Origin of the sequence: Corynebacterium minutissimum (assembly GCF_016889765.1) — a bacterium.
Taxonomy (GTDB): Bacteria; Actinomycetota; Actinomycetes; order Mycobacteriales; family Mycobacteriaceae; genus Corynebacterium; species Corynebacterium minutissimum_B.
This window is the reverse complement of record NZ_CP069533.1, coordinates 1,376,348-1,395,237: the sequence shown is the minus strand read 5'-3', so window position 1 is coordinate 1,395,237 and position 18,890 is coordinate 1,376,348. Positions and strand designations below refer to the sequence as shown.

The 18,890-nt window shown below is 61.4% G+C and carries 21 protein-coding genes; 8 read left to right on the top strand and 13 right to left on the bottom strand.

The window, feature by feature from the left end:
- Positions 1–38 precede the first annotated feature (38 nt).
- Positions 39–644, bottom strand: coding sequence for a GNAT family N-acetyltransferase (locus I6J26_RS06445; RefSeq protein ID WP_115020962.1), 606 nt, complete (start codon positions 642–644; stop codon positions 39–41).
- A gap of 33 nt (positions 645–677) precedes the next feature.
- Here I6J26_RS06445 and glfT1 point away from each other — a divergent pair, with 33 nt between their 5' ends.
- Positions 678–1,592 (top strand): galactofuranosyltransferase GlfT1, encoded by a 915-nt coding sequence (gene glfT1 / locus I6J26_RS06440; protein WP_181815320.1) that lies wholly within the window; start codon positions 678–680, stop codon positions 1,590–1,592.
- An 8-nt stretch (positions 1,593–1,600) separates the two neighbouring features.
- On the opposite strand, the gene I6J26_RS06435 is transcribed toward glfT1, so the two are convergent.
- The 4 genes from I6J26_RS06435 to I6J26_RS06420 are packed head-to-tail and all read right to left on the bottom strand — an operon-like array spanning position 1,601 to position 3,822.
- Positions 1,601–2,059 carry a GtrA family protein gene (locus I6J26_RS06435; protein WP_115020960.1) on the bottom strand — a complete coding sequence of 153 codons (459 nt, stop codon included), beginning with the start codon at positions 2,057–2,059 and terminating at the stop codon, positions 1,601–1,603.
- A 10-nt stretch (positions 2,060–2,069) separates the two neighbouring features.
- On the bottom strand, positions 2,070–2,459 hold the full coding sequence (locus tag I6J26_RS06430) for a GtrA family protein (protein WP_115024198.1): 390 nt from the start codon (positions 2,457–2,459) through the stop codon (positions 2,070–2,072).
- A gap of 44 nt (positions 2,460–2,503) precedes the next feature.
- Positions 2,504–3,379, bottom strand: coding sequence for a hypothetical protein (locus I6J26_RS06425; RefSeq protein WP_115020959.1), 876 nt, complete (start codon positions 3,377–3,379; stop codon positions 2,504–2,506).
- Positions 3,380–3,399: 20 nt separating this feature from the next.
- Positions 3,400–3,822 carry a hypothetical protein gene (locus tag I6J26_RS06420; protein ID WP_115020958.1) on the bottom strand — a complete coding sequence of 141 codons (423 nt, stop codon included), beginning with the start codon at positions 3,820–3,822 and terminating at the stop codon, positions 3,400–3,402.
- Between the two features lie 36 nt (positions 3,823–3,858).
- Here I6J26_RS06420 and I6J26_RS06415 point away from each other — a divergent pair, with 36 nt between their 5' ends.
- The 5 genes from I6J26_RS06415 (at position 3,859) to I6J26_RS06395 (ending at position 11,868) form a co-directional block, all read left to right on the top strand.
- Entirely contained in the window at positions 3,859–4,137 is a 279-nt protein-coding gene (locus I6J26_RS06415) for a hypothetical protein (RefSeq protein WP_115020957.1), read from the top strand.
- Between the two features lie 171 nt (positions 4,138–4,308).
- Positions 4,309–5,724 carry an FAD-binding oxidoreductase gene (locus I6J26_RS06410; RefSeq protein ID WP_115020956.1) on the top strand — a complete coding sequence of 472 codons (1,416 nt, stop codon included), beginning with the start codon at positions 4,309–4,311 and terminating at the stop codon, positions 5,722–5,724.
- Between the two features lie 14 nt (positions 5,725–5,738).
- Positions 5,739–6,497 carry a decaprenylphospho-beta-D-erythro-pentofuranosid-2-ulose 2-reductase gene (locus tag I6J26_RS06405; protein ID WP_115020955.1) on the top strand — a complete coding sequence of 253 codons (759 nt, stop codon included), beginning with the start codon at positions 5,739–5,741 and terminating at the stop codon, positions 6,495–6,497.
- A 38-nt stretch (positions 6,498–6,535) separates the two neighbouring features.
- On the top strand, positions 6,536–8,479 hold the full coding sequence (locus I6J26_RS06400) for a galactan 5-O-arabinofuranosyltransferase (protein ID WP_115020954.1): 1,944 nt from the start codon (positions 6,536–6,538) through the stop codon (positions 8,477–8,479).
- Between the two features lie 44 nt (positions 8,480–8,523).
- On the top strand, positions 8,524–11,868 hold the full coding sequence (locus I6J26_RS06395; RefSeq protein ID WP_115020953.1) for an arabinosyltransferase domain-containing protein: 3,345 nt from the start codon (positions 8,524–8,526) through the stop codon (positions 11,866–11,868).
- A 17-nt stretch (positions 11,869–11,885) separates the two neighbouring features.
- On the opposite strand, the gene I6J26_RS06390 is transcribed toward I6J26_RS06395, so the two are convergent.
- A complete protein-coding gene (locus tag I6J26_RS06390; protein ID WP_115020952.1) occupies positions 11,886–12,737 on the bottom strand; it encodes an alpha/beta hydrolase in 852 nt (283 codons plus the stop codon).
- 14 nt (positions 12,738–12,751) lie between these two features.
- Positions 12,752–14,668: a M13 family metallopeptidase gene (locus I6J26_RS06385; RefSeq protein ID WP_115020951.1), complete on the bottom strand. Its 1,917-nt coding sequence runs from the start codon at positions 14,666–14,668 to the stop codon at positions 12,752–12,754.
- A 42-nt stretch (positions 14,669–14,710) separates the two neighbouring features.
- Here I6J26_RS06385 and I6J26_RS06380 point away from each other — a divergent pair, with 42 nt between their 5' ends.
- Positions 14,711–15,205, top strand: coding sequence for a hypothetical protein (locus I6J26_RS06380; protein ID WP_070670954.1), 495 nt, complete (start codon positions 14,711–14,713; stop codon positions 15,203–15,205).
- Positions 15,202–16,053: a PrsW family intramembrane metalloprotease gene (locus tag I6J26_RS06375; RefSeq protein WP_115020950.1), complete on the top strand. Its 852-nt coding sequence runs from the start codon at positions 15,202–15,204 to the stop codon at positions 16,051–16,053. Before I6J26_RS06380 ends, I6J26_RS06375 begins: the two co-directional genes overlap by 4 nt.
- Before the next feature lie 11 nt (positions 16,054–16,064).
- Here the strand turns inward: I6J26_RS06375 and I6J26_RS06370 are convergent, their stop codons facing one another.
- Genes I6J26_RS06370 through I6J26_RS06345 form a run of 6 tightly spaced genes read right to left on the bottom strand, consistent with a single transcriptional unit; the run spans position 16,065 to position 18,864 of the window.
- Complete coding sequence (locus tag I6J26_RS06370) at positions 16,065–16,847, bottom strand: hypothetical protein (protein ID WP_239121735.1); 783 nt, start codon at positions 16,845–16,847, stop codon at positions 16,065–16,067.
- 29 nt (positions 16,848–16,876) lie between these two features.
- On the bottom strand, positions 16,877–17,185 hold the full coding sequence (locus tag I6J26_RS06365) for a DMT family transporter (protein ID WP_115020949.1): 309 nt from the start codon (positions 17,183–17,185) through the stop codon (positions 16,877–16,879).
- On the bottom strand, positions 17,182–17,532 hold the full coding sequence (locus I6J26_RS06360) for a DMT family transporter (protein ID WP_115020948.1): 351 nt from the start codon (positions 17,530–17,532) through the stop codon (positions 17,182–17,184). Before I6J26_RS06360 ends, I6J26_RS06365 begins: the two co-directional genes overlap by 4 nt.
- A 15-nt stretch (positions 17,533–17,547) precedes the next feature.
- The gene (locus I6J26_RS06355; protein ID WP_115020947.1) at positions 17,548–17,856 is read right to left on the bottom strand and encodes an MGMT family protein; all 309 of its coding nucleotides are present in this window, start codon (positions 17,854–17,856) and stop codon (positions 17,548–17,550) included.
- Between the two features lie 19 nt (positions 17,857–17,875).
- Positions 17,876–18,580: a VOC family protein gene (locus I6J26_RS06350; RefSeq protein WP_115020946.1), complete on the bottom strand. Its 705-nt coding sequence runs from the start codon at positions 18,578–18,580 to the stop codon at positions 17,876–17,878.
- On the bottom strand, positions 18,580–18,864 hold the full coding sequence (locus I6J26_RS06345; RefSeq protein ID WP_039673291.1) for an RNA-binding S4 domain-containing protein: 285 nt from the start codon (positions 18,862–18,864) through the stop codon (positions 18,580–18,582). Before I6J26_RS06345 ends, I6J26_RS06350 begins: the two co-directional genes overlap by 1 nt.
- Positions 18,865–18,890 lie beyond the last annotated feature (26 nt).

The following is an 18,890-nucleotide window of genomic DNA, read 5'->3' as shown; positions in this document are numbered from 1 at the left end:
TCTTGCCGGCCCTCAGCGAATGGCTGACCAAACTTTCGTCACTTAGGGCACCTCACCCCGAGCATCGCACCCAGCTCCTCGGTCATGCCACTGACAGTCACTTCCGGCCCCGGCTGGTAATCCTCTTTGCGCAGCACTGCCTTGTTGCCTTCGATGGTGTAGCCCAGCTTGCGTGATACCGCCTGGGAAGCTTCATTTCCCGGCTCCCACTCGGAGCGCAGCTGGCATGCACCCAAGTACTCAAAGCAGAAGACTGCAGCGGCATGACGGATCTGCGTACCAATGCCGCGGCCCTGAAGGCGGTGGTAGATCCACGAACCTGTTTCGACCTCATGGTTATCGGAGAAATCCTGCGCCCGCAGATCCACCGAGCCGATGATCTCACCATCAAGATGCACTCCGAAGTCGAGCGACCATTCTTCCGGGGACATCTGTGCTCGATGCGCCCACCGAAAGCTCGGATCAGGTTTCTCGTTCAACCACGGGAACGTGTACTCCGGAAGCGGCTCACCAAAAATTTCAGCAGCGGTAACGCCATGGATAGCGGCAATGTCACTGTCGCGCAGAACCCGCAGCGTCAGCTTGCCGACCCGCACAGTGAGTTTGAATGGAGCCCACATATCTTCAACGCTTCTCACGGTCATGGCAACATCGTATAACTCAGCACGGGTGGCACAATGGAGCGCATGACTGCCACCTTGTCCCAGGCCGGAACGACGGCCGCTGTGATCGTCACCCACCAGCGCGTGGAGCTGCTGCGCGCTTCCCTTGAGCAGGTGGTGAACCAGACGCATCCGGTGCAGTGGGTCATCGTGGTGGATAACGGCGCGGAACAAGCCGTGGAGGATTTACTCCACGAACTGGCCGGCAAACGCGCCGTCTACGTGCCTTCCGAAACCAACCTCGGCGGCGCGGGCGGCTTCGCGCTGGGCTTCCTCACCGCACTCGCCCTGGGTGCAGACGCGGTGTGGTGCGCGGATGATGACGGCCGTCCTGCCGACCACCACGTGCTGGAGGAGCTCTACCGCGTCGCGGAAGAAAACAGCCTGCACGAGGTCTCCCCCGCCGTGTGCAACATCAACGAGCCCGCCAAACTGGCTTTCCCACTGCGCCAGGGTCTAGTGTGGCGGCGCTACATGAGCGAGCTCGAAGGTGATTTTCTCCCCGGCATCGCCTCCCTCTTCAATGGCGCGCTGATCTCCGCTGAGGCCATGGAGATCATCGGTGTGCCGGACTACCGCCTATTCATCCGCGGCGATGAAGTGGAGTACCACCGCCGCCTGGTCAACTCAGGCTTGAGCTTCGGCACCGCGCTGACCACGAGCTACCTCCACCCGGACGGCTCCGATGAGTTCAAGCCCATCCTCGGTGGAAAAATGCACACTCAGTACCCGGAAGGCGAGTTCAAGCGCTTCTTCACTTACCGCAACCGCGGCTACCTGCTGTGGCAGCGCGGAATGCGCAAGCTCCTGCCACAGGAGTTCGCGCGCTTTGGCTGGTTTTTCCTTGTCCAGCAGCATGATGTCAAGGGCTTTATGGAGTGGCTGCGCCTGCACAACCGTGGCCGCAAGGAAGACTTCCGCCGCCCCTAAACCCCGCTTTAGTCCACTTCAAAGGATTTCCGCGTGCTGCGGAAAATGACCCAGCGCTGCACAAGGAAGTTGATAATTGTCGCCGTTCCCTGCGCAATGACGAAAGCCACGGCTAGCGCCCACGAGGAGGGCCATTCCAGGTTGTGGTCGAAGAAGGGAAACGCCCAGCGATACAGAAGGATATTGATCGCATAAGTCATGGCGTAGGTAGCGATAACGGCCGCAAAGCGACGCTTCGACGCATTCGCGTTGAAGGTCCACCGCCGATTAAGCAAGTACGCCACGAGGGTGCCGACGGAAAAACCGATGGTGCGAGACACCACATCGCCAAACAAGTCCAAGCCGATTTGGAAGAGCCAGGTAATGGAGACGTCGATAACCGCGGCGATTGCTCCCGTGATAGCGAACTTCGCGCCCTGCGCATGCAGGGAATTCGACTGGGAGAGGCGTTCGGCGCGAGTGGGCATAGCAGGGAGTTTACTTGCCCTTGAAAATGAATACGCGCTGAATAGCGAAGTTGGTCACCGTTGCCACGCCCTGCGCGATGACGAAAGCAATGGTGTCTTTGAGGGCACCCTCAAAGCCCACGCTAATAAGAGGAGCGTTGAGCACCCAGTAGAGGAAGTTCTGCACCGCGAAGGTGGATAGATAGAGCATGCCCACTGCACCGGCGGTACGGCCGGAAACCTGTGCGCCAAAGGTCCACCGAGCATTAGCCACGTAGGCTGCGATGGTGCCAAAGACCCAGCCGATGGCCTTGGCAAGCGAACGGTGCAGGCCGAGATAAGTAAGGAATAAGGTGAGGCCATAATCAATGGCTGCGGTGAAGACACCGACGGAGACGAAGCGGACGAGCTGCGTCTTCAGAGTGGAGTCACCGGTCGAGGTTGGTTTAGTCACGGCCGAATACTCTACCCGCGCACAAGGGCACGGTAAATGTCCAAGCGATCTACCGGCGCGGCGGCATTCACGCCATAGGCTCCTAAGGACGCCAAGACGTCAAGGGATGCAGAGCACAAGTCACGGATCTCAGGGCCGCGAAGCTCCTCGCCATTATCATCGACCCAGCCCAGCGCCGCCATCGACGTTTCCACAACGGAATCCGTCAGCTCACGGCCGCCCATACAGGACAGCGCCAGAGCCATAGACCAGAAGGCATCCGTGCCCTCGTTGGTGACCTCACGTGGCAACGTGCGCAATTGGCTAAGTGTGGGGGCATCGACGGCTATGTCGCGATGCAGGTCTAGCGCTTGGAGGAGCGGGACGAAGTCGTAGAGCCGGGTGCGCTCAATGAGCGCGCGGACAGGGGCGACGACAAGTTCGAGGACCTCGTCGATGGTTTCTTGACCCGTGAGTTCCGCATTAACAGCGGTGAGATCAAACGGCGTGTGGAAAGAACCAGAGCCGCCCACGCAGAGAGCCTCAGGGGTGCCGCCATCGCGCGGGTAGGTCTCGACCACAACAACCTCGAAGTCCCACAGCCCCCAGGCATAATCCATCTGCTCGCCTTCGCGGCGGAGAAATTCGCGCACGGTGTGATGTGGATCAATGCGCTCGCCGCGGGCGTCGTGGTGTTCGAAGAAGTGCCACGGAGAATTTTCTTCCGGCAGGCCAAAGCACACTTCGAGGATGTGGTGAAGCTCGGTGAGCGTTAACGCGTCAGAGAAACCAATCTGCCGGTGCACTTCGGCATCGGCGCGAACGTTGGAGACCTGGCAGAGCAGGGTGCGAGCGGCGTCGCCACGATCGGCGCGGACCTGCGCCAGATCTGTGACCTTTGAGCTCATGGGCCCCACCATACGCATTTTTAGTTGCGGGCGGCGTTCTCGCGCGCCTCCAGCTCGCTCAGAACGAAGACGAGCGCAGCACCGATGGCGCCCCACACAGTCCATGGCTTGGACACTCCGCGGCGGCGAATGAAGCCCACGAGGCTCTTCTGAGTTTTGATGGTAAGCCAGCCGCCAAGCACCAGAATGCCGAAGGCAACCGGGATGGCCCACACGGGGACGTCGGGAGTCTCCGGCTCCGGTTGGTCCTCGTGGCTCTCCGCGTTGACGTAGGCTACAAGCGCACCGAACCCGAGGAAGGACAGCACATAAGCGCAGACCAAAGCGGTCTTGTTCTTGATCCAATCAGGAAACGCGGTCATGATGCCCACGGCCGCGGCTTGAGTAATACGTCCAGCGAGGGTGTCATCCAGCGCGTAATTATCGGTCTTGGGAGAAGTCATACCGCCCTACTTTAGGCGGACGGTAGGCTACCGTGCATGTACTCCTCCAAGAAAGAGCACCTCACCCCGGCGCAGCGCGCGGCTCACGACGACCGCGCTGAGGACGATAAGCGCCACGGCCACTTTCTGGCCACCGAGCACACCGCATTGCCTCTCGACGGTTTCATGACCAGGCTCATCGCCGAAGAGCTGCCAATCCTCGATTCTGCCTCGCGGACGCGGGTATACGAGATCCTCCGCGAGTATGAGGGACCGGAGATCACGAGCCAAGAGGAACTGCCCAAGGAGATCCGAGACATCATGGACCTTTACTAAGTCCGTATTCCTAGACTCGTAGCCTGTACCCAAACGGGCGCAATCGGACAGTACGCCTGTCCGGTTAGTTTTGTATGTGTACCTAATCTCACGTTTTCCCTCACGCCATATGCCTCTGTTGCTATGTAGGGTGGATAATCGACCCATCACATCGAGTCAAAAGAAGAAGAGATGGAACTGCATACTACTGAGAAGTCCCTGTACGGTTGGGGCCGCACTGCGCCGTCGACCGCTCATGTCTTGTCCACGCCGGATGTGGACGTCATCAAGACCGCCGTTGCCCAGGTTGCTGAGGACAACGCCGATAAACCATCCCACCTGCGCCGCGGTGTCATCGCTCGTGGCATGGGCCGCTCCTACGGTGACCCCGCCCAGAACGGCGGCGGCCTCGTCATCGATATGCAGGCCCTCAACAACATCCACTCCATCGATCCGGAGTCGGGCATCGTTGACGTTGACGGCGGCGTCACCCTGGACCAGCTCATGAAGGCTGCCCTTCCCTACGGCCTGTGGGTTCCTGTTCTTCCCGGTACCCGCCAGGTCACCATCGGCGGTGCAATTGGCCCGGACATCCACGGCAAGAACCATCACTCTGCAGGTTCCTTCGGCAACCACGTCGTCTCCATGGAGCTGCTCGTTGCCGATGGCCGCGTCCTGCATCTGACCCCGGAAGGCTCGGATGAGGATCCGGCAGGCGAGCTCTTCTGGGCCACCGTCGGTGGCATGGGCCTGACCGGCATCATCCTGCGCGCCAAGATCAAGATGACCAAGACGGAGACCGCCTACTTCATCGCGGATACCGACCGCACGAGCAATCTTGATGAGACCGTGGCCTTCCACTCCGATGGTTCGGAGCACAACTACACGTATTCCTCTGCCTGGTTCGACGTCATCTCCCCAGAGCCGAAGCTGGGCCGCTCCACCATTTCCCGTGGTTCCCTGGCCACGCTGGCACAGCTGGAAGAGCTCGCCCCGAAGCTGGCGAAGGATCCGCTGAAGTTCAACGCCCCGCAGCTGATGACCGTTCCGGATATCTTCCCGAACTTCACCATGAACAAGCTGTCCCTCATGGCCATCGGTGAGGCTTACTACCTCATGGGTTCCCCGGCGCGTAACCAGGTCAAGAACCTCACGCAGTTCTACCAGCCGCTGGATCTCATCGGCGAGTGGAACCGTGGCTACGGATCCAACGGCTTCCTGCAGTACCAGTTTGTGGTGCCGACCGACGCCGTCGAGCCCTTCAAGGACATCATCCGCGACATGCAGAAGTCCGGTCACTACTCTGCCCTGAACGTGTTTAAGCTCTTCGGCCCGGGTAACAAGGCTCCGCTGTCTTACCCGATGCCGGGCTGGAACGTCTGCGTGGACTTCCCCATCAAGCCGGGCCTGGGTGCTTTCCTCGACGATCTGGATGACCGCGTCATGGAGTTTGGCGGCCGCCTCTACTTGGCCAAGGAGTCCCGCACCTCGGCGGAGAAGTTCCATAAGATGTACCCAGGCATGGAAGGCTGGCTCAAGACCCGCAACGAGATTGACCCGACCGGCGTCTTTGCCTCCGATATGTCCCGCCGCCTCGAGCTGCACTAGAAAGGAACCACCTCATGCTGAATGCAGTAGGCCAAGCACAACACATCCTCCTTCTCGGCGGAACCTCCGAAATCGGCTTGGGCATCGTCGAAGAATTCCTCGAGCGCGGCCCGGCCAAGGTCACTCTGGCGGCTCGTACCGACTCACCGCGTATCGCGGATGCCCGCGCAACCATCGAGTCCCGCGGTGGCGACGTCGAGGTCATCGACTTTGACGCGACTGATTTCGAGGGCCACGGGGACGTCGTCAAGCGCGCGTTTGAGCGTGGCGATGTGGACGTCGCCATCATCGCCTTCGGTACCCTCGGTGACCAGGAAGAACTGTGGCAGGACCAGGCCAAGGCCGTGGCGTCTGCGCAGACCAACTACACCGCACCGGTCTCCCTCGGTGTGCTGTTGGGGCAGAAGTTCAAGGAGCAGGGTCACGGCACCATCGTGGCACTGTCTTCCGTCGCAGGTATGCGCGTGCGCCGCTCCAACTTTGTCTACGGTGCCTCCAAGGCCGGCGTCGATGGCTTCTTCATCAACCTGGGCGAGGCCCTGCGCGGCTCCGGCGCCAAGGTGCTCGTGGTCCGCCCGGGCCAGGTGCGTACGAAGATGTCCGCCGAAGCTGGCGAAGCACCGCTGACCGTTAACGTCTCTGACGTGGCCAAGGCCACCGTCAAGGCTGTGTTGGATGGCAAGCAGTCCATCTACGTACACCCGCTCTTCGAGTACGTGTCTTTGGGCTTCAAGTTCATCCCGCAGGCAATCTTCCGAAAGCTGCCGTTCTAAAGTTCCGCTAAGTCCGTGGCGTGTGGGAGACTTGAAGCATGACTGAGTCCTCTGCCATGTCCCCCGCCATGGAATATGACGCTGACCGTCTTTCGCGTCGCGCCAGCCTTGTGGGTATCGCCGCCGCCGCTCTTGGCGGCGGCCTCATCACGCTCCTTGGCTTTTTTGCGTTCAAGACGGTCTCTTTGCCCGCGTTTAGCACCTCCATGGTCACTCGTGCTCTCAGCACGACGGGAACGGTGCTGACCGTCGGACTCGTCGGCGCGCTGTGCGTGTGGTGGCTCTTTGACGAGCACAATGGCACCCAACGCCCGCGCTGGCGCTCGTGGCTCACGATTGCGCTGTGCTACATCTCGCCCGCCCTGCTGACCCTCGCCACCATCGGCCTGCCGCTCTCGGCATCGCGCCTGTGGCTTGATGGCGTCCAGGTGGACCAAGTCTTCCGCACCCAGTTCCTGACCCGTGCCGCCGAGGCCAGCTCCTATGCGGACATGAACTACGAGGGGCTGCCCACGTTCTATCCCTTGGGCTGGTTCTGGATGGGCGGCCGTCTGGCAAATCTTCTCAATATGCCTGGCTGGGAGGTCTACCAGCCGTGGGGACTCATCTCGCTGGCAGTAGCCGGATGCATCCTTGTTCCCCTGTGGCAGCGTTTGGTCAAGTCCCTACCCGTGGCCACCGCTATCGCGCTGACCACTACCGCGGTGACACTCACTCTGGGTGCCGAGGAGCCTTATTCCGCGGTCATCGCCATGGGCGTGCCTGCGGTCGCCCTCCTGTGTTCCCGTGCTTTCGACGGATCCTGGTTCGCAACGCTCGCTATTGCCCTCTACCTGGGTATCTCCGCGTGCTTCTACACGCTGTACACCGGCGCGGTGTCGCTGACTATCGTCACCCTCATCGCCCTCGTCATCTGTGTATCAGAGCGAACCTGGACTCCCCTCGTGCATCTCGCCGCCATCGCCGTCGGTTCCTTGGCCGTAGCGGCCATCGCCTGGACTCCCTATATCCTTGGTGTCCTGCAGGCCACCAGTCCTTTGGAATCCGCCGCGCAGCACTACCTTCCGGAGGAAGGGACCCAGATTCCTGCGCCTTTCCTATCACTATCGGTCATCGGCATGCTCAGCCTTATTGGACTGGTGTATTTGGTTTTGCGCATCGATGAGCCGGACCTGCGTTCACTGAGCACCGCACTCGTAGGTACTTACCTGTGGACTGTGGCCTCCATGGTCATGACCCTGGCTGGTCACACGTTGTTGGGCTTCCGCCTCGAAATCGTCGTGGTACTTCTCTTCACCACTGCCGGCATCCTCGCGCTCGCGGATGTCCGGTTGATGGGGCTGCCTAGCCTCTACCCAGCACACATGATCGGTACCACGAGCAAGCGAGTCACGGTAGCCTTCGCCATTATCTTGGGCATGGGCGGTGTCTACTATGCCCAGCAGATCCCTGCCACCAACGAATCAGCCCTCGATCATGCCTATACCGACACGGATGGTTACGGCGAGCGCGCGGATCGCTACACCAGCGATTCCGCTGCTAACTATGGCAAGATTCGAGAGTTCATCGACGCTCAGGGCTACGAGGCTAACGACACCGTCGTACTCACCGACGAAAAACTCTTCATGGCCTACAACCCTTACTACGGGTTCAACGCCTTCACCAGCCACTACGCCAACCCGCTCGGTGAGTTCACCACCCGTAACCTGCAGATTGAGGATTGGGCGAAGGGATCCTGGGAGCAGACGCCCGATGAGTTTGCGGCGTCTCTCGATTCCTCGCCCTGGCGCGCACCCGATGTCCTCATCTTCCGCGGTGATGTGGAAGAACCCGGGGACGGATACAAGACGCACTTGGCGGAGGATATCTACCCGAACCAACCCAACGTGCGCTACCGTGCGGTGTTCTTCAACCCCGAGGTTTTTGAAAAGGGTTGGGAATTAACCCAAATTGGCCCCTTCGTTGTGGCGGCGCGTACATAACAGCATTTCTCAATACGGCGAGGCAGTGACGTACACTGATCGCCGTGTCAGATAGGAAAACCTCAGCCCCGCAGTCGTTGCGGCTCACCGCCATCATCGCCGGTCTCATCGGCTTTCTGTGCTTTGTGGCCACGCCGCTGCTGCCGGTGAACCAGACCCAGTCCTCCTTCGATTGGCCTCAGCAGAACTCCCTGCAGTCCATCAACGCACCACTCATCTCTGTGGCGCCAGAGGAGATTGAGGCAGAGATCCCCCTGGCGGCCGTCGATAAGCTCCGCGAAGGCCAAGACCTGCTCTACGGCACCATTCCGCCAGAGTCGAAGAAGGCCTCCAACCGCGGCATGTTCGTCCGCGCCGGCGAGGATGGGCTTTCCGTCACCAGCCTCGACGAGGTGCTGTTCTCACTTACCCCTGAGCAGGTGGCGAAGCTGCCTGACGACGCCACCCTCAGCATCAATGCCACAGAGGACGGCACCACCGTCACCGTGGGCAAGCACACAACCACCTCTGACGAGGACATGCGCCCGCAGGTCACCGGCGTCTACACCGAAATTGATGACACTCCGGGCAACCTCCAGGAACTTGGAAACGACCTGCGCATCCACGTGGAGGTTAACTCCCGATTCACGTCCTCGCCCACAGTGATCAAGCTCATCGCCATGTGGCTGGGCTTGGCCATGGTCGTGGTCAGCCTGGTGTGCCTGTGGCGCATTGACCGCCTCGATGGCAAGCGCCATGGTTTCATGCCGGAGACGTGGAAGCAGATCCGCCCGCTGGATGGCGTCGTGGCCGCCATCCTCGGTTGGTGGTACATCTTCGGTTCCAATACCTCTGACGATGGCTTCATCCTCACCATGGGCCGAGTCTCGGATCACGCGACCTATATGGCGAACTACTACCGCTGGTACGGCGTCCCCGAGGCGCCGTTTGGCGCGCCCTACTATGACCTCGTGGCGTGGCTTTCCCAGCTCTCCAGCGCCTCTATCATCGTGCGCCTGCCCTCCCTCATTTCGGCGCTGATCATTTGGTTCATCCTCTCGCGTGAAATGCTGCCGCGCTTCGGAGGCCGCGTTAACGACAGGCGCTTGGCGCACTGGACCGCCGCGTTCATGTTCCTGGCCTTCTGGCTGCCGTACAACAACGGCATCCGCCCTGAGCCCATCGTGGCGCTGGGCGTTATGGTGACGTGGGCTTCCTTTGAGCGTGCTATTTCCACGCGCCGCCTCCTGCCAGCAGCAGTGGGCACCATCGTTGCGTCCATTACCCTGGCCGCAGGTCCGACGGGTCTGACGGCTGTAGGCATCTTCCTGGTGTGCCTGCCCGCGCTCTTCCGCATCATGGGCGAACGGGCACAGCAGGTGGGATGGCTGGCCCTCATCGCCCCGTTCCTCGCCAGCGGCACCGCTGTCATGGTGGCGGCCTTTGGTGATCAAACTTTGGCCTCGGTTCTCGAGTCCACGCGCGTGCGCTCCCAGGTCGGCCCCTCGCTGCCGTGGTACTCGGAGTTCGTACGCTATTCCACGCTCTTTGAACCTTCCGTGGACGGCTCGCTCACGCGCCGCTTTGCCATGTTCACCATGCTCTTCTGCTTGGCGCTCATTATTTACGCCTTCATCAAGAACCACCGCGTGGTTGGTGCGGAGGTCGGTCCTACCCAGCGCCTGCTCGCCATCATGGCACTGTCGGCATTCTTCCTCATGTTTACCCCGACGAAGTGGACACACCACTTCGGCATTTATGCAGGCATCGCCGGTGTTATTGCCGCACTTGGCTCCGTGGTTCTTTCCCAGATCGCCATGCGCTCGCCGCGCGCCCGCACCTTCTCTATCGCCGCGGTGATTTTCCTCATGGCGATCTCCCTGGGTGGCTGGAACGCCTGGTGGTACGTCTCCTCCTTCGGCATCCCGTGGTGGGACCGAACCGTGCAGTTCAAGGCCATCGAGGCCAACACTGTGGTGCTGGCCATCGGCATGGTGGTGCTAGCGATTGGCCTCTACCAGTCGCTGGTTCACGATTACCGCAAGAACAAGGCCGAGGCCAACGGCACCCTCGAGGAGTTTGAGAAGGCATCCGCCGCCAAGGTTTCGCGCTGGGCCGGCGTCATGTCCGCTCCGATTGCCGCTGCCTGCATCCTCATCGTGGCCTTCTCCTGTGCCTCCTTTGCCAAGGGCTACGTAGCCCAGGCGGATTCCTACTCAGTGGGCAAGGGCAACCTCGCGTCTTTGCGCGGTAATGTGTGCTCCTTGGCGGATTCCACCCTGGTGGAGACCAACACCAACGATGCCTTCCTCACCCCAGTCGAGGGCGAGTTCAAGAACTCGCTCGTGAACAAGAAGGAAGACAACTACGGTTTCGGCCCCAACATGATCAAGGAGGATATCGAGCCGGAGAACCTCAACTCGGCGTCGGTAGGCGCCATTGCAAACACCACCGGTGATTCTTCGGCCTCGTCCAACGAGCAGAAAGAGCTCACTGAGACCACGGAGAACGAGGAGAAGGCCGCTGAAGTTACTGACTCCTCCGCGGGTGGTGTGCGCGGCACCTTGGGCGTCAACGGTTCGGAGATGCACCTGCCCTTCAACCTGGATTACACCAAGGTCCCGGTCATGGGTTCCTATTCTGAGTCTCAGCGCTCCTCCGCCACCATCACGACGCAGTGGTATAACCTGCCGGAAGAGTCCGAGAACACCCCGGTCTTGGCGGTGTCTGCCGCTGGCAAGATTTACCACCATGACGTCAACGGCGTGGAGCAAGAAGGTACTGAACTCACCTTGGAATACGGCACTCTCAGAAACGGCAAGGTCACGAACACGGGTGAAGCCGAGCTTTCCGACGTCGGCGCGACGCCGAAGTGGCGCAACCTCCGCATCGCCCTCAAGGATCTGCCGGAGGAGGCCAATGTGGTGCGCCTCGTAGCGGTCGATGACTCCACGGATGAGGACGATTGGATGGCCTTTACCCCGCCGCGCGTTCCGGAGCTGGCCACGATTAGCTCGCAGTTCGATTCCGGTACCCCGGCTCTGCTGGACTGGTCGGTGGCCTTGCAGTTCCCGTGCCAGCGCACCTTTGACCACTATGCCGGCGTGACGGAGATTCCGCAGTTCCGCATTCTTCCCGACGCCGCCGCGCAAACCTCCCTCACGGACTTCCAGTCCTTCTCCGGCGGTGGCGCCATGGCCACGGCGGAGGCAGTGAACTACTCCTACGAGATCCCGAGCTACCTCAACAACGATTGGGCACGCGATTGGGGCTCCATTGAGAAGTACGAGCTGCGCACGAACTCCCAGGGTGACGCCCCCATCGAGGCGGATATCAACCACGAGATCATCCAGCGCTCCGGGCTATGGAAGAACTCGGAGATGAAGATTCGCCCCGAGTGGGAACAGTAAAAGCTAGACAGGCCTAGCTACGAAGTTGAGGCGGCGGACTTGAGAAAGTCCGCCGTTTCTTTAATGCGCTGACGGGCCACCGTGGGGGTGGAAATTCGGTGCGTCGACACGTACTCGGCGGTCTCCGCTCCGGGAATATCAACGCGCGCGGCGATTTCGTCCTGCAGCGCGGTCTGGACAAGGATGCGCGGATAGTGGGCGGCCAGTGCCTCCTCGTCGAGGCTGTAGTCGCCACGGATCTCCTCCGGTAGCTTTTCCAGCGCGCCGAAGTCGGGGAAGGTAAGCAGGAGGGCGTCGGCAGGCACGAGCGCCGCCAGCGCGCCGCCAGAGGAATAGCCCCACACCGTGACGTGTTCCGCGCCGTGGGTGCGGGCGTAATCAACGGCCGCCTGCACCGACTGAACCATCTCCGCCACGGTGTGCTCGGGCGCGAGCGGGTAATCGACGTCAATGATGGTGGTTCCGGATAGCTGCGCTGCCGCGGCGACCTCGGGACGCCACTGCATCTCCAGTGCTTTGCCGTCTCCGCGCCACCAGCCGCCTGAGTGCAGCGATACGGCCCACCGGCCGCTGGGATCGGACGGCGTGAAGACCGCGCCAACCTCGGTTTCAGTCTCCGTCACGCCCTCTGTGAAAGCGGTACCGGGCAGGGAGTGATCGACAGCAGAGCCTAGGACCATCATCGAGGCCTGCACGATGCGATCTGGTAGCAGGGCGCAGTAGCGATCTGCATCCGGCGACCCGCCACCAGCCCACGGCGGGCGGAAATCCGGTAGCGGGTAGTGCACCTCCATGTAGGAGGAGAGCTGTTCCAGTTGTTGTTCCGGCGTTAGCTGGCGGTCAGTACCGCCGATGGTCCACTCACTCATGGCACCCCAGGGTACTACCAGATAGTGACGCGCTCCTCCGGTGCGATGCCGCCTTCGACGTCGAAGGCCTGGTAGAACTCATCGATGTTCTCCGCGATGATGTTGCAGCGGAACTCCGCCGGGGAATGCGGATCGATGGCGAGGTACTGGGCGGCCATCTCCGGGCGAATAGCGGTGCGCCATACGCGCGCCCAGGCCAGGAAGAAACGCTGCAGGCCGGTGTACTCCTGCTGCGCCAGCTCCGGCTCGGCGCCCTCCGCTTCGAACGGCGCGACCTGGCCATTGATATCGAGGCCCTTATCGACGCAGTAGTTCTTGTACGCCACCACGGCAATGCCCAGTCCGCCCAGGTCACCGATATTCTCACCCAAGGTGAAGCTGCCGTTCACGCCGGCAGAGTCGGTACCTTCCAGCACCTTCGGCACCTTGCCCTGATACTGGTCCACGAGCTTGGCGGTGAGCTTCTCAAAGGCGGCGCGGTCCTCCTCGGTCCACCAAGAGTTGAGGTTGCCCTGGCCGTCGTACTGCGAGCCTTGGTCGTCGAAGCCGTGGCCAATCTCGTGGCCGATGACCGCGCCAATCGCGCCGAAACTCTCCGCGGCGTCTGCCTCTGGGTTGTAGAAAGGCGGGCGCAGAATAGCAGCCGGGAAGGTGATGTCATTGACCACCGGGTTGTAGAAGGCGTTGACGGTTTGCGGGGTGGAGAACCACTCATCACGGTCGGCCGGCTTGCCAATCTTGGCCAGCTCGTAGTCGTGGTTCCACGCGCTACCTGCGCGCACATTCGCCACCAGGTCCGCGCCCTTGGGGGAAAACTCCAAGTCGGAATAATCACGCCACGTGTCCGGGTAGCCGATCTTGGCCTTGAACTGGGAGAGCTTCTCCAGCGCGCGCTCGCGAGTGGCCGGGGTCATCCACTCCAACTGAGAGATGCGCTCGCGGTAGGCGGCGGTGAGGTAATCCACCAGCTCATCCATCTCGGATTTGGAGGACGGCGGGAAGTGCTTGTCCACGAAGACCTTGCCAATCTCCTGTCCCACCATGTTCTCCGCCAAGCCCACGGCGCGCTTCCAGCGATCGCGCTGCTCCGTGGCGCCCGAGAGCGCGGTGCCGTAGAACTCGAAGTTCTTACGGCCAATCTCCTCAGTGAGGTACGGCGCGCGGGAAAGCAGGATGTGCCACGTGGCCCACAGCTGCCAATCCGCCATGCGGCCAGCGGTGAACAGGCCCTCAAGGTGCTCAAAATAAGAAGGCATCATTGCCACCGCGCGGTGCTCCGGCAGTCCCCCACCCTTCAGGATGGCGCGGGTGATGCTGGGCAGCTTGGCGACGTCCACCGGGTTATACGTCTTCACCGCATCGCGCGAGGCCACCACGTCCCAGTGGCCGGCCGCAAGCTCCTTTTCTAGGGCCACGATACGGGTCGCTGCGGTTTCTGCACCGAGGCCAAACAGGCGAGCCGGGTCGAGGAAACCCAGCATGGCGGCCATGTGCTTTTCATAGGCGGCAAGGACCTCAGCGTGGGCCTCCTCGCGATAATAGGCCTCATCGGGCAGGCCCAGGCCGGACTGGACAATGTAGGCCACCGCATCTTCAGAGTTCGAGTCCTTTTCAACCCAGAACGTCACCGGCGCACCCACGCCTTCGCGCTCGAGCACACCGAGGTTGTGGGCAAGCTCCTCGGGGTCAGCGGCGACTAGCTTGTCTAGGTCAGCTGCCAGTGTATCGGTACCCGCAGCATTGACTCCCTCCGTGTCCATATGGGAGGCGTAGAGGGTTCCTGGGCGGCCAGAATCCTCCTTGACGATGTCATGGACGAGCTCTTCGGCTTCATCACGCAGTGCGTGGAAAGTGCCATCTACTCCGCGGTCATCCGGAATGACGTGGGATTCAACCCACGGGCCGTTAACAAATTGGTACAGATCCTTCATGCACGCCACTCTATGCCAGAAGCACACGTTAGTGTGGTGCGCATGACTTCTTATCGTTTTCCGCCGGCGAAGATGACGGGACCTTTCTTCGCCGTGCTCGGGGCAACCCTCCTTGTCCTTGGTTCGCCCGCTGTACTGAGCTTGGCCTTGCCCGAGCGCGAACCTGAGATGGAAGAGGTGGTGCTCGATGACCCTGACTGGCGCCAGCCCATCGACGGTCTGAAATGCAGCGTGAACCATGATTCCATGGCCAACCAGGCCTGGGACTGCGGCGATACCTTGGTCGAGGCCTACGTCACCGAAGGCGTTGAGGACGATGAGCTCGCTCTGCGCCGCGCAGTGCGCGCAACCAATTTCGAAGGCATGCCGCGGGAAGAGGACGTTAAAGATGTCGGGGGCATTCTTACCCTTGAAAAAGATGGCTTCATTCCGGTCTTCGCCTTCAGCGTGGCCAAAGGCGATCTCAATTATCAAATCGTGTTCTCCGATGGTGACCCGACCGACCTTGCCCAGCAGTTTATGGAGGCTTTCCGATGAGCAAGATTTTCCGAATCACCCTGTGGATCATCATTGGTCTGTGCCTACCTATTTCCCTGTTTAACCTGCTCGGCATTTTCTTCGTGGCTCCGCTGCCGGGCCTCGTAAGTCTCATCATCGGCTTCGCCTTCTTGGCGCTAGGCCTGTTCCTGTGGAGTCGCAGTCCGATGTGGGCACGGCCGGGGAAAGGGTGGGCGTCGGCAAGCGTGCTCTGGGGCGCTGGTGCTGCCGTGACCTTAGCGCTGCTGTCAGCGACCCCACTGACCGACCTCTCCGTGGGCCTAGGCTGGGAGGAATCCATGATGTCCTGGGGTGGTGCTTACCCGGAGGAATTTGCTAAGGCCCTCGGCGTGGTTTTCGTCCTCCTCAGCTTCCGTCAGCTCAACCGGCCCTGGCACGGCTTCATCGTCGGCGCGCTCGTCGGCTGGGGCTTCGAGGTCCTAGAAAACTGCCTGTACTCCGCCATGGGGGCACTGATGCACCACTCCTCAGACTGGATTGGCATGTTCCAGATGTGGGGCCTGCGGCTCGTGGCCGGGCCGTGCCTGCACATGTGCTTCACGGCCATTGCCGGTTTTGGCATTGGCTGGGCCATCTACGCCGCACATAAGCCCTGGTGGTGGCGCCTCGGCATCGGCGTGGGCGCGCTGTTTTTCTCCTTCTGCCTCCACTTTGCGTGGAACTACATGTGGGAGGAAACGTGGCAGCTCGTCACTCAGTATGTCTTCGTGGCGCTCATCATGTACCCGACGGTCATCTACCTGGGCATCCGCGCCCACCGCCTGGCCAAGAACGATGACACGTATTCACACTCGCCTGGCGCAGCGAGCCTGCGCGGGCATAGGTGAGTCTCTTGTGATTAGCACACGTGGGAGGATCCCGGTACACGGCGTTTGAGCTCCTCGCAGGCGCGATCGCGCAGGTCCTGCGGTGTCGGCGGGGCGGGCGGCGCAGGTACGGCCGGCGGTGCGGGGACGTCGACTGCCCCAAGCACATCCGCAGTGAGATCGCCCGGCGAGCCATAGGTATTAGCCGCCACGGTGTAACCCGGACCAAAGGATGCGGTGGCATGTACCTGGCGGTCATCTGACCACCCAAACTTCGTCCCTAGAATGCCGGGAATCTGCGCGGTGCCAAAGTCTTGGCGGTAGCCATCTGATGCAGCGGGTGCTGCCGTGGACATGCCCTTCATGATGGGAGCAGCAACCGGGTCCGTAGAGATGGCGCCGAGGAACCGGGCGAGGTCCTCCGTCGACGTCGTAGTCTGGCCCCAATATCCATTGTGATGGGTCTCCCCCAGCTGATATTCGCTAATAATGCCAGGGATAGCCTGGGGGTATGTGCGCTCTAGGTCGCTTGCGGTGCCGTCCTCAGAGAAACGGATCATATTCTCCACGCGGGCTTTGTCCTCCGGTGCACCGTATTTCAGCACCCACATGCCCAGGTACAGCTTGACTAGGGACACAGCGGGACGGGACTCGTGGCTATTAGGCGTGGACGCCACGTTGCCGTCGGCATAGCGGACGGTCATTTGCGTGCGCGGCGGGACTTTTCCTGGGTCAAAGGTGAGTGCCTGGGCAGCCGGCGCCGCGGCAAAAGTGGCGGTGAGGGTAAGCGCAAGGGCTCCAGTTTTTGTCAGCACGATGCTGAGTCTAGACCTCATTGTGAGGTTTATCCCATGTCAACGAGGAGTACTCCCCCGATGATGAGCGCCACGCCGAGTCCTTTGAGCCACGTAAACGGTTCACGGAAGAGCGCAAAGGAGGCCAGTGCGGTGAGTGCGACACCGCAGGCAGTCCAGATTCCATACGCCACGCCTAGTGGCATACCGTCGCGCAAAGCCAGGGAGAGAAATACATACGAGGACACGTAGGCCACCACGACCCACACAATCCACGCCTTCTGGCCGTGCACAGCCAGCATGCGCAGGCCCAACGTGCCCGCCACTTCAATGAGGATAGCAAGAGCTAGCCAGGTCACGGCTGAACCTCCACGAGCTCGGGCTTCGGCTCACGGCCGCCCATCTCCACGCAGGCCACGCCAGCGATGATGCAGCCCATGCCCACCAGCATGAGGGGTGTGAGCTGCTCGCCGAAGAAAAGCGCGGACAATCCCGCAGTAAGGACCACGCCCGTAGCACCCCAGATTCCGTAGGCCGCGCCCACGTGCATGCCGCAGCGCAGCACCTGGTGCAGCGAGGAAAAGGCTGCAACGTATCCCAGCACTACCACGACGTATACCGCTGGGTGCGCTAGCGCGACCTTGAGGCAGAGCGTGGCGATGACCTCGCTGAGGATGGCGATGCCAAGAAACAACCAGGCGCGCATCACGTGTCCTTTCTTTTATGGGGCGTGCTTGCCGACGCCCCTCAGATCCTCCGCATCCAACCCACACTCCGCAAGGAGCACGCGGTCACCGTTGTGCGGAATCCTTTCCGCATCCCAGTGGTCGTGGGCGGCAGAGGTGTGGGCGCGGCCCGTACTGTTGACCACGCGCCACCAGGGCAGGTCTGCGCCCTTCGACATCACCCAGCCCACGTACCGCGCGCCCACGCCGACCACCTTGGCAATCTCACCGTAGGTGGACACGTTACCGGGCGGAATTCGGCACACGACGGCCCGCACGTCCTCGATACGCCCAGGTGTCGTCATGGTGACGTGTGCTCTCCGGTTAGAGCTCGATGGGCTCGTCGGGGGCGTCCTCGACTTCGCACAGGGTCAGGGTCGCACCGGTTGAATCGGCAATGAGGCACAGGCGGCCGAAGGGAGACTCATAGGGCTCACGAATCACCTCGCCACCATTATCAAGGGCGGCCCTGGCCGCCCGGTCGACATCCCGCACGCCCAGGTAGGTCTGCCAGAAGCTGGGCAGGCCTTCGGCCTTCCAGAAGCCGGCAAAGGCAGCGCCTTCCTCCTCCGCGAGGGCGTACTCCTCATCGCCGCGAATCTCCCAGTCAAAAAGTTCGCCATAGAAGTCCAGGGCGGAGCGGAAGTTCTCGGAAACGGCCAGCTCATGCCACACTGGGGTACCCGGCTCGCCGCCGGCCACGAAGCGGTCCAGTTCCGGCTGCACCAGCCCGAACACGGCGCCGGTGTTATCGAGGACGAGAGCCAAGGGCTCTCCCAAGGCCAAGATCTTTCCACCGAGCTGCTCCACTCGGGCGCAATCAGCTTCCAGATCACGGGAGAGGAAGTAGGTGGCCCAGGTGTCTTGGCCCGGGACTATCTCTGCGACGGGCAGGCCTTGGAGGCGGGCAATGCCATCCTCAAATTCCCAGCCCAACACCGCGGAGTAAAACTTCTCCGACGCCTTCACATCAGAGCTGGCCAAGGTAATCCCGTAGGGCATGCCTACTTCCGCTTCAAAAGCCGGCATTAGAGATTCCTCCACTTCTCCGGGTCGAAATCATCATCGGCGGTGGCTTCATCAAAGTAATCATCGTCCTCGTCCTCGGCGGCAACGCGGACGCAGGTGTCGGTGACGCAGATGACGTCGCCAAGCGCTAGCGTGGCCCCACGCTGCGTGACAACCTCACCGTTGACAGTGACCTGGCCCTGCTCGATGAGCTCTTTGGCCTCGCCGCCGGTGGCGACCAAGGAGGCCAGCTTGAGGAACTGGCCGAGCTTGATGGATTCTCCCCTAATTGAGACGTCTAGCATGCTGACCAGCATACCTAGCCGCCACC